Annotated in this window: 10 protein-coding genes; 3 read left to right on the top strand and 7 right to left on the bottom strand. The window is 71.7% G+C overall.

Features of this window, described 5'->3' with window-relative positions; translation table 11 throughout:
* The 5 genes from FL311_RS16845 to FL311_RS45120 all read right to left on the bottom strand — a co-directional run.
* On the bottom strand, positions 1–1134 hold a 1134-nt coding region (locus FL311_RS16845), incomplete at its 3' end, for a hypothetical protein (protein WP_153882692.1).
* A 619-nt stretch (positions 1135–1753) separates the two neighbouring features.
* Positions 1754–3217, bottom strand: a complete 1464-nt coding sequence (locus tag FL311_RS16840) for a lipopolysaccharide assembly protein LapB (protein ID WP_141326155.1) — start codon at positions 3215–3217, stop codon at positions 1754–1756.
* Positions 3218–3365: 148 nt separating this feature from the next.
* Positions 3366–4067 (bottom strand): head GIN domain-containing protein, encoded by a 702-nt coding sequence (locus tag FL311_RS16835; RefSeq protein ID WP_141326154.1) that lies wholly within the window; start codon positions 4065–4067, stop codon positions 3366–3368.
* A gap of 76 nt (positions 4068–4143) precedes the next feature.
* The gene (locus FL311_RS16830) at positions 4144–6618 is read right to left on the bottom strand and encodes a serine/threonine-protein kinase (protein ID WP_141326153.1); all 2475 of its coding nucleotides are present in this window, start codon (positions 6616–6618) and stop codon (positions 4144–4146) included.
* A gap of 77 nt (positions 6619–6695) precedes the next feature.
* The gene (locus FL311_RS45120) at positions 6696–7121 is read right to left on the bottom strand and encodes a helix-turn-helix domain-containing protein (RefSeq protein WP_228556912.1); all 426 of its coding nucleotides are present in this window, start codon (positions 7119–7121) and stop codon (positions 6696–6698) included.
* Between the two features lie 206 nt (positions 7122–7327).
* Here FL311_RS45120 and FL311_RS16820 point away from each other — a divergent pair, with 206 nt between their 5' ends.
* On the top strand, positions 7328–7675 hold the full coding sequence (locus FL311_RS16820; protein WP_141326152.1) for a hypothetical protein: 348 nt from the start codon (positions 7328–7330) through the stop codon (positions 7673–7675).
* Positions 7676–7965: 290 nt separating this feature from the next.
* On the top strand, positions 7966–9861 hold the full coding sequence (locus FL311_RS16815) for a ribonuclease R family protein (protein WP_141326151.1): 1896 nt from the start codon (positions 7966–7968) through the stop codon (positions 9859–9861).
* A gap of 17 nt (positions 9862–9878) precedes the next feature.
* Here the strand turns inward: FL311_RS16815 and FL311_RS16810 are convergent, their stop codons facing one another.
* Both FL311_RS16810 and FL311_RS16805 read right to left on the bottom strand, forming a co-directional pair.
* The gene (locus FL311_RS16810) at positions 9879–10637 is read right to left on the bottom strand and encodes a hypothetical protein (protein ID WP_141326150.1); all 759 of its coding nucleotides are present in this window, start codon (positions 10635–10637) and stop codon (positions 9879–9881) included.
* A gap of 191 nt (positions 10638–10828) precedes the next feature.
* Complete coding sequence (locus tag FL311_RS16805) at positions 10829–11326, bottom strand: YkgJ family cysteine cluster protein (protein ID WP_141326149.1); 498 nt, start codon at positions 11324–11326, stop codon at positions 10829–10831.
* Between the two features lie 584 nt (positions 11327–11910).
* Here FL311_RS16805 and FL311_RS16800 point away from each other — a divergent pair.
* Complete coding sequence (locus FL311_RS16800) at positions 11911–13950, top strand: PilZ domain-containing protein (protein WP_141326148.1); 2040 nt, start codon at positions 11911–11913, stop codon at positions 13948–13950.
* Positions 13951–14021: the final 71 nt, after the last annotated feature.

The following is a 14021-nucleotide window of genomic DNA, read 5'->3' as shown; positions in this document are numbered from 1 at the left end:
AGCCGGCGCCGTGCCACGCGTCCCCCCACCCAGCCAGCTCCGCGCCGCGTCCGGCGCAGGCTGCCTGCCCAGCGTCCGCGCGAGCACGAACAGCGCGAACCGCCACCGCGAACGCCCTCGCTTCGTGGCCTGTTCATCTCCCGCGCACCACCGCCGCAGCGTCTCGAATCCCCACTCCGTCCCCAGCCGCATGATGGGACGGAAGAGCACCGCATCGAGCACCTCGCCCAGCACCCCATGCCGCGTCTGGTAGTCGAACACCGTCTTGAAGAACGTCCCCTCGGGACGGCGCTCGTACAGCCACACCCCGCGCCCCCGCAGGATGGGGCTGCGCCAGTCCTCCGAGCCGAACTCGAACGTCGAGCGCACGTTCGGCGTGTTCGCCAGGTAGCGCCCCCACCCCACGATTTCGAGCCCGAAGCCCAGGTGCGTCCGGTAGTCCATCCAGTGGAACCCCCGCGCGTCCTGCTCCGGCAGATACCGGATGGAGGTGAAGCGCACGTCCCAGGCCACATGCAGCGCCGGCTCCTGCGTCCGCTCCCACACCACCTCCACCGGCGCGGGGATGAGCACCTCCGCGACAATCCTTTGGAGCGCAGGTCGACGTGTTGGCACGGCCGCTTTCCGCATCGCCCACCACTGGGCCGCGTCCCGGGTGAAGGTGATGAGCGCCGTCACCCCCATCACCGTCATCAGCGCGCGCAGCGCCACCGGCACGTCGGCCGGCTCCCACCGCACCCCCGTGGGCAGCAGCCGGTCCCCCCACACCGCCTGGAACGTGGCCATGAGGTACAGCCCCACCAGCACGCTCAACACCACGTGCGCGAAGTACTCCCCCCGGGGCAGGCCCCCCTGCGGCGCGCGGCTGTCCTTCTCCTCCCAGACGTCCGCGAAGGCGACCCCGACGTCCACCGCGTACAGCACGACCAGCGCCCCCAGCGCCCACCCCTGGAAGCGCACGTGCGGCACCCAGAGGAGCTGCAGCGCGTAGATGAGGTGCCGCGCCGTGTGCCAGAAGACCTCCCGCTGGCACTCGGCGCGCTCGTGCAGCCGGCCGCGCCAGTGGTGGAAGTAGACGACGTCGAAGGCTCCCAACAATCCGATGACGAGCAGCAGGTAGAAGGCGACGTGCATGCCCACGCTCCGGTGCAACGCCGTGGCCAGGGCCACCCGCCCTCGCAAACCTCGGAAACGTCAGGGATTCAGAGGATTCAAAGCGCAGGTCCGTCAACGCCGTGGACAGCGCCGACAACGGGCGTTGTCGTCCCCAACTTCTCCACAACGCTTCCGGGTGTGGGCGGCCTTCACCCGGACTCCGTGCCGGCGCGTCATGAACTGCGCTTCAGGTGTCGGCGGTCCGCTGGCCGCGTCGCCAGAGAGGGTCCGGGCCCGCTGTCAATCACCGACCTGGGGTTTCCGCGCGATTTTCCCGGACGGAGGGTGAACGAGGGCCCGTTCAGCGCCCGTCCTGTCACGACACCCCCCGCGTCACCGACCCTGCGGGTGGACATGCCGCGCGTACCCGATATTCTTCGCCCCATCGTTGCGTTGAAAGACGTGGACGTGTTCCACCTTGCCCACGCGAGGCCTGACCGGAAATGCCCCCCTGGGTTCCGGCGCTGGTGTGGAAGGAGTGCGGTTGCCCGGACGACCTTGGAGGTCCGGCGTGCGGCGGCTCCGTTGCAGTGTGGGGGGTCTGCTCGGGCCCCGGGGGGAAGAGATTTCCCTGGGGCCCGAGTCACCTCGTCCCTGCCTACGGCCGCGCCTTCGCCGTGCCCGCGGGCGCCTTCGCCACGAAGGCCTCCAGCCAGGTCACCTCGTCGCGGGTGATTTCCATCAGCAGCTCCTCCGTCAACGCCGCCACCGGCCAGCGCTCCAGCGCCGTCTGGTTGAACGTCTTCAGGGTCTGCTCCAGCGCCTCGATTTGCTTCAGCGTCAGCGCCCGGCCCGCCTCGTCCCCCATGTCCTGCGCCCCGCCGCGCACCAGCTGGAAGCCCGCCATCCGCTCCACCAACGTGGGCTGCCGCACCAGGCTGGCGCCGATGTCCCGGGTGATGCGACCCAGGCGCTTGAGCCCCTCGGGTGACAGCGCGCCCCGCGTGCCCACGTTGCGCGTGCGCAGAATCCACGTGCCCCGCTCGCCCAGCACGCGCTTGGACACCGCCATCGCCGCCGCGCTGGCGTCCGGCACCCCCACCTCGCGCAGCAGCTCGCGCGAGCGCACGTAGCCGTCGTGGAAGGACGTCTCCCGCCAGGCCGGCAGCGTGGACAGCTTCTCCAGCGCGTCGATCTCCGCCGCCGTCAGCTCGCTGCCGGACTCCGTGTCACCCAGCAGCAGCAACAGCTGCAGCTGCATCGAGCGCGGGTGCGCCCGGACCAGCGCCTCCAGCTTCTCGCGGAAGATGGTCCGCGCCCGCTCGTGCTCGGACTCCGGCAGCGCCTCGCCGCGCAGCGCGTCCCGCACCGCCACGTAGAGGTCCGGGTCCTCCAGCCGGGGCACCTGGTTCAAGAGGAACAGGGCCTGCTCCGGCTCCAGCTCGCGCGTGGCCAGCGCCAGCCTCAACCGGGTGTCGTCGGACGTGGCGCGCGCCCACGCGGCCTTCTCCCAGTCCGCCAGGGCCGGGTCCGGCGGCAGGGGCGTGGCTCCCGGCAACAGCTCGCTCTGCCGGAAGTCGGGGCGGCCCAGCTTGTCCCACGCGTCGCGGAAGGCCTGCTGCCAGGTGCCGGCGTCGGGCGCGCGCCGTCGCTCCCGCAGCGCCTCCAGCAGCGCCACCTCGGGGCTCCCAGGCGCCTGGGCCTTCAGGCGCTCCAGGACCTCGGCGGCTTCCGGGTCATTGCCCTCCTGCAGCGCCAGACACACGTGCACCAGCAGCGCGGGCGCGAAGCTCGGGGCGAGCATCATCGCCTCGCCGAGCGACTCGCGGGCCTTCTTCGAGTCACCACTGGCGGCGAAGCGCGCGGCCCGGTCCGTGTGGCGGAGGACCTCCGGCGACGCGGTGTACTTCACGGCGCGCGGGCCCTTGGGCACGGGGAGCTCCGGGTGCGCATGCCCGTCATGCGGCCCGTGCTCGTCATGTGCGTGGCTCGGCGCGCGGGCGCTCCGGACATAGAAGGCGCCTCCCGCGGCCAGCGCCACCACCAGCCCCACGCCACTCCACACCGCGGCTCTGCGTCCCGAGGTGCCCTGCGAGGAAGGAGGAGGAATCGGGTCCGTCATGGCGCGGCTTCTCCGGGGGAGGGGGAGGCCGCATTCCAATCGGCCCCGCCCCGTCGGAGCAAGGTGGCCCTCTTTCCCAGGTGGGAGTGTCCTTCCCTACCCAGGTGGAAGACGCCGCGCTTCGTGCGGGCGCAAGGCCCGCCGTGCCTCAGTCCTTCGCGTAGAGGACGCGGCTGCCGCCGCTGGCCTGGACCTGGGTGCGGTCGGGACGGGAGACGCACTTCACGGTGGTGCCGCCGCTGGCCTGGACCTCAAGGCTCTCTGACGGGTCCGCCTCCACCTGCGCGCCGCCGCTGGCCTCCACCTCCAAATCCTTCAGGCCCGCGAGCTTCATCGCCTTGACCACCGCCCCGCCGCTGGCCTCGATGTCCAGCTGCTTCGCGCGTCCCTCCAGTTGGACGGTGCCCCCGCCGCTGGCCTCCAGGTCCAGCTTGCGCGTGTCGATGCCCCGCAGGTCGATGGTGGCGCCGCCGCTGGCCTCGATGGAGAAGTCCTCCGAGGTGGCCACCTCACCCTGCGCCGAGCCGCCGCCGCTGACGGAGACCTCCTCCAGCCGGGGCACGGTGATGAAGAGGCGAACCTTGCCGCCGTTGAACGCGTCGCGGAGGCCCTTGCGCTCCACCTTCGTGGCGAGCTCACCGTCTTCCACCTCCAGCTCCAGGCGGGACAGCAGGTCCGCGGGGCCCTCGACGCGCACGGACCTGGGGCCGACCTTGAGCTCGGCCTTGATGCCGTGGCCCACCTCGATGCTGTGGAAGTCGGGGACGTCCCGCGTCTGCGCGTCCCCGGCCCAGGCGGCTCCGGCGAACATCATCAGGGGGACGAGCAGGGACATCCGGGCGGTCTTCATGGCGTGCTCCCAAAGGGCCGTGGAGCCCGGCAGGGGCCCCGTCATGCCGGGCTACGCACCATGCCGGGAACGATTGCTACTGACGGGACAACATCTCGAGCGGCACCCTCATGGAGGTGGTGTCGCCGGGCTTGATTTCGACCGTCAGCTTGAGTGCCCTGCCTTCCTCGTCCACCAGCTTCAGGGTGTGCTTGCCCGAGGGCACGTTCACCTTGAACAGCGGCGTCTCGCCCAGTGGCTGCCCGCCCAGGAACACCTGGGCCCGGGGCTCGGTGCTCAGCGTGAGGAAGCCCGGCTCGCCGGTGGCCAGGGGAGCGGAGTCCCGGGGCTGGGTGCGCTTGTTGGGGGTGCGCGGCGCCTTGGCGCGCGGCGAGGACTTCTCCTCCTCGTCCACCGGGGTGGCGGTCTCCGCGACCTGTGTCTCGGCGGGAGCCTCCGGCGCGGCCTCTTCCGGCGCGGAAGCGGGGGACCCCACCGGTTCGGGCTGCGGCTCCACGGGCCTGCCGGCGAGGGCACCCTGGGTGGGAGCGCTCTCCACCTTGGGTGGGGGCCCGGGCGTCTTCACCTGCGCTGGAGGCAGCGGCGTCACGCGGGGCGCGAGCCCCAGGAGGGGCCGTACCCGGTTGGAGACGACTCCACCGTCGAGTCCCAGTCCCACCACGACGGTCCCCACCGCGAGCAGCACCAGCACGGTGGCCAGGACCTTGAGGCCGACCCGGGAGCGCGCCGCGGGGACGCCGTTCAGCGTGTGGACATGGGAGTCGCTGTCCTCGGCCTCCGCGAGTGGGGGGGGCCGCCGGTTCTCCTGGAAGGAGCGCGCGGGCTTGGTGGTGACCTCCAGGTTCGGGTCCGGCGTCTGGAAGGACGCGGGCAGCTGGGCCTGGGTCCTGCGACGAGGAGCCGGGGCGCGGCGGGACGGGCCCGAGTCGGAGGAGGAGAGCGAGGGCACGCGGACCATGGCGGTCTCCTCGTTCCGGGCGGGCGGCATCGGAGCGGGCACCTGCGCGCGCGGGGTCTCCATCGTCCGGCCGGAGCGGGGACGCGAGTCGTTGCGCAGCGTGGTGTCGTCCCCTCCCGAGGGGCGCGAGGGCGGCGGAGGCGGGGTGCGCGCGGGCCCGGGGGACGTCAGCGCGGGGCGCCCCGGCTGGGTGCGGGCCGTGTGCGTCTCATCGTCGGGAGGCCGCGAGGGCAGCGTCTCCGAGGGGGGCGGCGGCGGACGCGAGGATTCCTGACCGGCGCCCCGGCTGCCCAGCTTCTTCTGGGGCGGCGCCCGGAGCACGGCCTTGCGAGGAGGCTCCGGGTCCGGGGGTGGCGGCGGTGGAGGCGTCGAGGGGAGCGCCGTCGTGGTGGCCCTGCGCGGCGTGGGCTGGGCGCTGGACTGCGGGCCGGACGACTTCACCGTGGGAATCGTCCCCGAGGCCCGACGCGGCAGCGGCGCCGAGTCCGGGGGGCCGGAGGTGGTGTTGACGGTGGGAGGCTCGGGGACGTCGGGCGCGGTGGGGGGACTGCCGCCCATGGCCAGCATCTGCGCGACGTTCGTCTCGCCGGTGACGTCGCCCGAGGCGGGGCCGGCGATGAGGAGCTGACGGGTCTGCTCGCGCCGGTCGGCGAAGAGGCGGCGCATCACCTCGCTGCTCTGCTCGGGGTGCCAGATGAGCGGGCCCACCGCGCGCTCCAGGGCGCGGGCGAACTCCAGCGTGGAGGCGTAGCGGTCCTCGCGCCGCCTCGACAGAGCGCGCAGGACGATGGCATCCAGCTCCGGCGGTATCTGCTTGTTGGCGCGAGAGGGCGGCGTCACCTCGCACTTCAACACCGCGTTCATCATCGCCTCGGCCTGCTTGGCGTAGAACAGCCGCATGCCGGTGAGCAGCTCGTGCAGCACCACGCCCAGGCTGAACAAGTCGCTGCGCGCGTCCAGCGGGTCGCCCATGATCTGCTCGGGCGACATGTAGCCGCTGGTGCCCTTCACCATGCCCACCGCGGTGCGGCTGGCGCGCGCCAGGCTCTTGGCGATGCCGAAGTCCAACAGCTTGGTGACGCCCTCGTACGTCACCATGATGTTCTTCTCGGCCACGTCCCGGTGGATGACGGGCGAGGGGTGGCCGAGCGGGTCCGTGAAGGTGTGCGCGTAGTGCAGCGCGACGGCCGTGTCGCGCACCGCCATCAGGCTGAAGCCCATGGGGATGGGGTGGTTGGCCTGCCGGCACGCGCGCGCCACCTCCACCAGCGTGGCCCCGGGCACGAACTCCATCGCGAGGAACAGCTCGCCCTCGGCGATGTCCAGGTCGAACACCTGGGCGATGTGCGGATGGTTGAACGCGGCCGTGACCTTGGCCTCGTCCAGGAACATCCGGATGAACTCTTCCTCGCCCCGGATGTCCGGAAGGATCTGCTTGAGCACCACCAGCTTGCGGAAGCCCGCGAGCCCACGCTGCGACGCGAGGAAGATCTCCGCCATCCCGCCCGTGGACAGGCGGCTGAGCACCTCGTACTTGCCCAGCGACCGGCCCCTGGAGGCATCCGGCGCGAGCGGCAGCGTCGTCCCACTCATCGGAAGGCGCCGAATCTACACCGGCACCCGGACGGACGCGAAAGTCGCGGTCGAAGAAAAGTCCACGAATATCGACATCACGCCGACTTCAACGAATTCTTGATGTCGGGTTCAGGTGCGGCGTGCCTGCGGGGAGCGGCTGCGGGAAGGGTGGCGGCGAGGGCGTTGAGCAGGCGCAGGTCCGAGCGGGACAGGCCGCGCAGCGTCTTGCGGAGGTCGACCAGGGCGGTGGACTCGACGCGCGGGGTGGGTGGAGGGCGCTTGCGACCCGGGGGTGTCTCGATGCTCGCGTCCAGGGCGAGCAGCTCATGGGGCGGCACGCGCAGCACGGTGCACAGGCCCTTGAGGGTGTGGAGGCTCGGGAGCATGTGGCCGCGCTCCAGGCACGCGTACACCTCGCGGGCCACGCCGAGCCGCTCGGCCACCACTGCCTGCGTCAGTCCCATGTTCCTCCGGGCTGTGCGCGCGGACATGCCCAGATGGATTCCAAGCTCGGTCTTCATTCTTCGTCCGTCGTCAGGAAGGACGCGGAGGCCCCCTCGCCACCGCGAAGGGGCGACCCTACTCCGCGCCGCTCGCGGGACGCACCCACCGTGAAGACTTCCAGGGTGTGCCGTGATGTGTGTCCATGCGGCGCGGGTGGTGTTGGCGCGAGCGGCTGTGTGAAAACCGAGGGGCGACGCTTCGGGAAAGCGAGTGGGGCACGGCCATGAAGACGGTGCGGTTCGACTTCGAGAACACGCGGGACACACCCGTGGAGCTCGTCATGGAGCCCTGGGGGATGCCGTACACCGTCCAGCCTGGCGGCCGGCTCGACATCGCCTGTGAGGGGCCCGACGAGGGAGAGCTCCAAGTGGAGCGTCACGCCGAGGGCCACGTCACCCTGTTCGCCTGGGCGGGGGCCACGTACCGGGTCCTGGAGGGAGGCAAGGAGGTCTACGCCGAGAGCATGACCTTCCCCGGCCTGCCTCCGGGGGTCTCCGCGAAGCGGATGGTGGAGACGCTGTTCGGCTCGTTCGAGCAGCGTCGGGCGATGCGCGACGAGCCCGAGGACTAAGCCAGCCGAAGGAAGTTTTGTCAGGAGCAACCACCGCCGAGGCCGGTAAATCGAGCTTCGGTGCCGCTACCCCCTGAACGGAATTAGTCGGGATGGCTTAGGGCGTCAGGAGAACGGGCCGCCCCGCGTCCGGGCCACCGTTCTCATCGTGTTTCGCGCGCTGTTCCCAGCGAGCCCGGGCTCCCCTCGTGAGCCGGCCTCCGGACAGCGCCCCCTTCCCACTTCACATTCCGCGCGTCCGCATCGCCCGTCCCCGCTGGGACCTGGGCTAAGACGCGCTCCAAGGTTCCATGGATACTCCTGTTTCTCCCCGCACCGTCACCGGCCGCATCGATGTCCACCCGCGAGGCTTCGGCTTCCTCACCGTGCAGGCCCCGGGCTCGCACGAGGTGCTGTCCGCCTTCATCCCGCCCCCGGACCTCAACCCGCTCTTCGCCGGCGACATCGTCACCGGCACCGTGACGGCCGCCGCGGACGGTCGCTGGACGGCGAGCCACCTGTCGCTGGTGGAGCGCCCCCGCACCCGCGTCTATGGCGAGGTCGTCTCGCGCAAGGGCGCCCTGTTCCTGCGCATCGACCGCGAGGTGGGCAACGCGGACTGGGTGCTCGACGCCGGCTCCACCCGCGTGCAGCACGGCGACGCGGTGGTCGCCTCCATCGCCGACGGCAAGGTCGTGCTGCTCTACAAGGTCGAGGCCGGCGAGGACCGCTCGCTCGAGCGCATCATCGCGCGCCATGGCCTGAGCAAGGACTTCTCCCCGCAGGCCCTGGAGGATGCGCGGCTCGCGCGCGAGGTGCCCCACGCCGTGGGCTCCCGACGTGATTTGCGCGACGTGCCCACCGTCACCGTGGACGCGCCGTCCACGCGGGACATCGACGACGCCATCTCCGTGCTGCCCGCGGGACCCGACGGCGCGCTGCGCCTGCTGGTCTCCATCGCCGACGTGGCCGAGCGCGTGAAGGAGGGCACCACGCTCGACGCGGAGGCCCGTGAGCGCGCCACCAGCGTGTACATGGCGGGCCGCGTGCTGCCGATGCTGCCCGAGTCACTGTCTTCGGACTGGCTGAGCCTGGTGCCGGGACAGGAGCGGCACTGCCTCACGGTGGAGCTGCGCATCGACCCGCAGGGCCGGGTGACGGCGGCGGACGTGTACGAGAGCGTCATCCGCTCCTGGGCGCGGCTCGACTACGACGAGGTGGGCGCCTTCCTCGACCGGGGCGAGGTGTCTCCGCCCATGGAGCCGGTGCGTGAGGTCATGCCGTGGTTCCGCCTGGCCTCGGCGCGACTGGCCGTGGCCCGTGGCGCGCGCGGCGGCATGGAGTTCGCGCGAGATGAAGCACGGTTCACCTTCGACGCGTCCACCGGCGCGGTCTCCGGCCTCGTCTCCGAGCGCCCCACGTCCGCGCACGGCATGATTGAGCGCTTCATGGTCGCGGCGAACGAGGCCATCGCCACGTGGATGCTGGCGCGCGGCCTGCCCGGTGTCTTCCGCGTGCACGAGCAGCCGGACCCGGAGCGGGTGGCGGACCTCAACGCGTTCGCGGAGCACTCGGGCTTCGCCGCAGGCTTCGGGCGGGAGCTGACGCCGCTCGCGCTGGCCGCGTTCGACCGGCAGATTGTGGGCGCGGCCGCGGAGCCGGCGCTGCGCTCGGTGCTGCGCCGCTCACTGGGCCCGTCGCGCTACACCGTGAAGCCGGGGCCACACTTCGGCCTCGCGGCGCCCCTGTACCTGCACTTCACCTCGCCCATCCGTCGGTACGCGGACCTGGCGGTGCACCGCACGCTGAAGGGCTACCTGCACGGGCGCCGCGACTACCTGGACGAGGACCCGACGGTGGAGTCGCTCGCCGCGCACATCAACACGCGGGCGCGCTCGGCCAACCGCGCGGAGTCGGACCGGCACCACGTGCTGGAGGCGCGGTGGCTGGCGGGCCACGTGGGCAAGGCGTTCTCCGCGCGCATCGTCCGCGTGAAGCCCTTCGGCCTGGTGGCGCAGCTCGACGGCATGCTCGCGGAGGGGACGCTCCCCGCGGAGGGACTGCCCGGCGGCCCGTTCCGTCCGGACGCGCGCGAGCTGTCGCTGGTGGGCAAGGAGCGCGTCTTCACCGTGGGCATGCCGGTGACGGTGAAGGTGGCCTCCACCGACGAGCAGCTCGGACGCGTGGAGCTGGCGCTCGTCGGTTAGACGCGGGGGGGGGCGCCTCAACCGGCGAACGGGAGCCCCTCCGTCTTGGACGAGAGGACGCTCTCGCTCACCCAGCCGACGAGGCCCGTGGAGGACTTCACCAGGAAGGCGTGGGCCTTGACCTTCTGGTTGCCCTTCACGCCGCTGGGCACGGTGACGGGCACGGCGAGCAGCACCTGGATGGAGGAACCCGTGGCCAGCTGGGCGACGGGCTTCGACGTCGTGCGCTGCTGGAAGATGGGGAAGGACTCGCGCACCTTGGCCTCCTGCCCCACGAAGTAGAACTCCTGGGGCACGTGGTCGAGCTTGCCGGCCTTCGCGTCGAGCACGTACTTGTCGACGCGCGTCCAGAACGACTGCCACGTGCTGGAGAGGATGATGTTGTTGCCCTTCGCCTCGATGGGCGAGCGCACCGAGCCCAGCGACTTGAGCGCCTTTCCATCGAACGCGTAGAGCGTGCTGGCGCTGTCGTGGTCCGTCATGCCGGTGTGCACGGCGACCTCCTTGTGCTTGTCCCCGCTGTCGATGTCGACGATGACGAAGCCATGCACCTCCGCGTCCGAGCGGACGTTGACGGTGGCGGCGCCGACCTTGAGCACGTAGCCGAACCCCTTCGGGCCCTCCTGCGTCTCCAGCGAGATGTCCTCCGGCTTCCCGTCGCCGTTCAGGTCGATGGACGCGGCCTTCACCAGCGGCTCGTCACCCGCGAGCGCGAGCGGGGCATGCAGCAGCGCGAGGGATGACAGGGCGAGGGCGGGGACGAGCGACGTCTTCATGGAGGGGACCTCGTGAGCGATGGGCGCCGGTTCTTCGAGCAGGGGCCGCGATGTCGCGCATCGTAGCCTCGCCCGTCCTTCCCGAAGGGATTCCATGCACCCGTGTCACACCCACGTGCGCTGGAGCGGACTCACCCGCGCCTGTTGAAGCGGCCCGCGCCCCTCCTCCCAACAGGTGCGCTGTCGCGCACTCACCCGCGCCGACCGAAGCGTCCCCGGAAGTGCTTGTCCAGGAAGGCCTCCGTGTTCGCGTAGGCATCCTGCGCGCGCTGGGACAGGGGCCGCGCCGGGTGGGCCTGGGCCGCGCGCCGCGCCCGCTGCATCACCGAGCGGGGCGCGTCCGGCGTCGAGTCCTCCGGCAGTTCGCGCTCCAGGGTCGCCCTCAGCGCATGCGCCTGGTCGACGACGCCGAGCGCCTCCTCCAGGGAGACCTCCTTCTCGGCGAGCGCGGCGAAGAGCTGGCAGTGGTAGCGGCGGCAGCTGGCGGGCCGGTCCGAGTACACGGTGCAGGTCCGGCTCTCCAGGGCGCCGCAGTGCTGGGCGAGCGCCTGGGTGCCGTCCTCACGGCGCGCGAGCGGGACCCCGCGCCGCTCCAGCGCGGTGGCCTCGTCGGGCTGGAGCGAGACGTGGGTGAAGAGGCTCCCGTCACAGCACATGCCGCAACGGAGGCAGAGGGTGGACAGGGGCATCGTCTTCCCCTAACGCGTCCGGGCACGTCGTTCCATCTCGACGAGGCGCGGAAGGTGCCCCCGCACGCCTGCCCGTGGGTCGGGGTGCTACCTCCAGGGTGGCCAGGTACGTCCCCCTCCTCCGAGGGAGCCGTGCGCGGACCCGGGCCCACACCGGACCGGGTCGAGAACCTGTTCAGGCGGGCAACGAAACAGTGTCCATCGAGCCCGGGAAGCGCCCGATACCGCACGGCTCAACCGGGCCCCTCGGGGATCCTCGACCCCGGCGTCGATGTCGAGGAGGCGACGGGGAGCCTGCCCTCGTGGGCGGACGCGACTCGATTCATGCCGGGATGGGTGAAAGCAGACCCGACGCCGAAGAGAGGGGTCTGTCTGGCTTCCGCGAGACGACTTGTCCCTGAATCCCAGGGGGTTCGCGCGCCGGATGTGGTTCCGCCACGCCTGTACTGTCGAACAAGTTCCCCGCCCCGCAGGAGTGGGCAGGCTATATGAACCCCGGTTCACCCAGGTGGTATCCGTACCGGGGGACTGCTTCCTTTCGCGCGAAGTCGTACAATCGACTCCCTTCTCACAACGGAGCTGGCATGCAGGCGGACACACGGGACGGGACGCGCGGCCGGGAGTCGGTGCTCGGCTACCGGGTGGGGACGGAGCTGACCGCGGTCGCCTCGTTCGGCGACGGTGACGCGCCGGGCCGCCTGGTGCAGCTCTCGCTCGAGCACCTGACCTTGCACCTGGACTCCAGGTCCTTGCCGAGCCCCGGACAGGCCGCGTCGGTGGTGCTGGGCCAGGGTGAGCGCTGGGCCACGTCGCTGGCCGCGGAGGTGACGGAGGTGCGCGGCGGCAAGCCGGAGGTGAGCCTGCGCTTCGTGTCGCCGCCGCTCGACGCGGGCCGGCGCATCGTCACGGTGCTGGAGGCGCTGCGCGACAACGGCCTGCTGTTGCCACCCGAGACGCGGCCCGTGTGGAAGGAGCGCATCGACCGCAAGGAGCGCGTGCTGCGCATCTGCGAGGCGCTCGTGGGCCGCCAGGCGCGCGGTGTCGCCCGCACGCCGCAGGGCCAGAAGGTCTGTGTCACCGCCGTCCACTTCGACGCGCACAACGGCCGCATGGGCTGGCGCTTCGAGGGCCCGCTGCCGCAAGGGCCCTTCGTGCTGGAGGCCTTCGGCTACAGCAGCGTCGTGCACCTGGAGATCCACGACGCGCGCGAGGAGGCCGGCTGGGTGATGATGTCCGTGCCCACGGAGGTGGTGCGCTACCGCCACCGCTGGCTGCGCCGCGCCCCGCCGAGCAGCCCGTGCACGCTGTCCTTCGACCACCCGCTGTGGCCCCAGGTGCACGTGCGCCGGCCGGTGTTGGATTTGTCCTATGAGGGCCTGGCCTTCATGACGGAGCCGGGCGAGGACCTGCTCTATCCCGGGCTGCGCCAGCCGGTGCTGGAGGTGGCCATGGAGGGCATGGCGCCGGTGCGGCTGCGCGCGGAGGTGCGCAACATCTCCGGCACCGCGGCGGGCCGTCGGTGCGGCATGTCCGTGCGGCCGCTGGACGCCGAGGGCGCCCGTGCGTGGCGCGCGCTGGTGGAGGCGCAGATGCACCCGTCCACCCGCGTGGAGGGTGACTGGGGCGACGCCACGTGGAAGCTGTTCCAGGGCTCGGGCTACTTCGGGCTGCCGGGCAAGTCGCCCGAGGACTTCACCGAGGAGCGCCCCTGGTTCGACGCCACGCAGGAGCGGCTGGAGGGCCGCACGCGCCTGGGCTACCGCGTGGTGCGTCCGGCGGGTGAGTCGCTGGAGGCCACGCTGTCCGTGGTGAAGCCGTACGAAGGCACGTGGATGGCGCACCAGCTGGCGCGTCAGGCGGTGCCCGGTCAGCGCAGCTCCGCGCGCGAGGCGCTGCGCGACATCTACCTGCGCGGCTACGAGCCCACCCAGGTGGACCCCGACGTGAAGTGGTTCATCGCCTACTGCGAGGCGAACGTGCGCTGGGTGCGCTTCACCAAGTTCGACTTCGCCAGCTGGTACGAGCACACCGGGCAGGCCAGCCTCACGCCCTTCCGCCTGATGGAGGCGGAGGTGGAGCGCGACTGGGACCACCCCGAGGACGTGGACGTCGCCGTGCCCACCGAGGCCGAGCAGGCCCGGTTCTTCCAGGAGGTCGAGCGCACCCGCCCCGTGGCGTACCGCGAGGCGCTGGACCTGGTGCCCGAGCGATTCGAGCTGTCGCGCGCGCGCACCAAGTGGGGCGAGGCGGGCCTGGGCCGCGAGCGCGAGCTGCGCGTGGCCCGCGTGGATGGCAAGGCCGTGGCCTTCGCGGTGATGGAGTCCGCGCAGCCGGGCCTCAACCTCTTCAACGTGCTGGACGGCGTGCGGCTGGTGACGCTCACCGACGACGCGCAGCCGGAGACGCAGCGGGCCCTGCTCGCGCTGCTGGCGCACGCTGCGGAGTGGTACCGCCCGCGCGGCCGCCGCGTCTTCGTGCACTACGTGGAGTCGGCGTGCGTGGAGTACGTCGAGCGCGCCGCCCTGGCGGATTTGGGCGAGGGCAAGCTGTGGATCATCTCCTCCGCGCTGCTGCCCGAGTTCCTCGAGCACCTGTGCGAGGCCACCACGCCGCGCGTCGCCTGAAGACGACGAAGGCCGGGTGGCCCGTGATGGCTCCACCCGGCCCTGTGTGTGCTTCAGGTCGGCCTCACGTG

The sequence above is a fragment of the Myxococcus sp. AB025B genome, from assembly GCF_006518215.1.
Taxonomy (GTDB): domain Bacteria; phylum Myxococcota; class Myxococcia; order Myxococcales; family Myxococcaceae; genus Myxococcus; species Myxococcus fulvus.
The sequence above is the reverse complement of the archived record's forward strand: the minus strand, read 5'-3'. Positions and strand labels throughout refer to the sequence as shown.

Bases quoted from the DNA above. Each gene is read 5' to 3' on its own strand.
- FL311_RS16840 (WP_141326155.1), bottom strand. From the start codon at position 3,217: ATGACGGACCCGATTCCTCCTCCTTCCTCGCAGGGCACCTCGGGACGC.
- FL311_RS16835 (WP_141326154.1), bottom strand. From the start codon at position 4,067: ATGAAGACCGCCCGGATGTCCCTGCTCGTCCCCCTGATGATGTTCGCC.
- FL311_RS16830 (WP_141326153.1), bottom strand. From the start codon at position 6,618: ATGAGTGGGACGACGCTGCCGCTCGCGCCGGATGCCTCCAGGGGCCGG.
- FL311_RS45120 (WP_228556912.1), bottom strand. From the start codon at position 7,121: ATGAAGACCGAGCTTGGAATCCATCTGGGCATGTCCGCGCGCACAGCC.
- FL311_RS16820 (WP_141326152.1), top strand. From the start codon at position 7,328: ATGAAGACGGTGCGGTTCGACTTCGAGAACACGCGGGACACACCCGTG.
- FL311_RS16815 (WP_141326151.1), top strand. From the start codon at position 7,966: ATGGATACTCCTGTTTCTCCCCGCACCGTCACCGGCCGCATCGATGTC.
- FL311_RS16810 (WP_141326150.1), bottom strand. From the start codon at position 10,637: ATGAAGACGTCGCTCGTCCCCGCCCTCGCCCTGTCATCCCTCGCGCTG.
- FL311_RS16805 (WP_141326149.1), bottom strand. From the start codon at position 11,326: ATGCCCCTGTCCACCCTCTGCCTCCGTTGCGGCATGTGCTGTGACGGG.
- FL311_RS16800 (WP_141326148.1), top strand. From the start codon at position 11,911: ATGCAGGCGGACACACGGGACGGGACGCGCGGCCGGGAGTCGGTGCTC.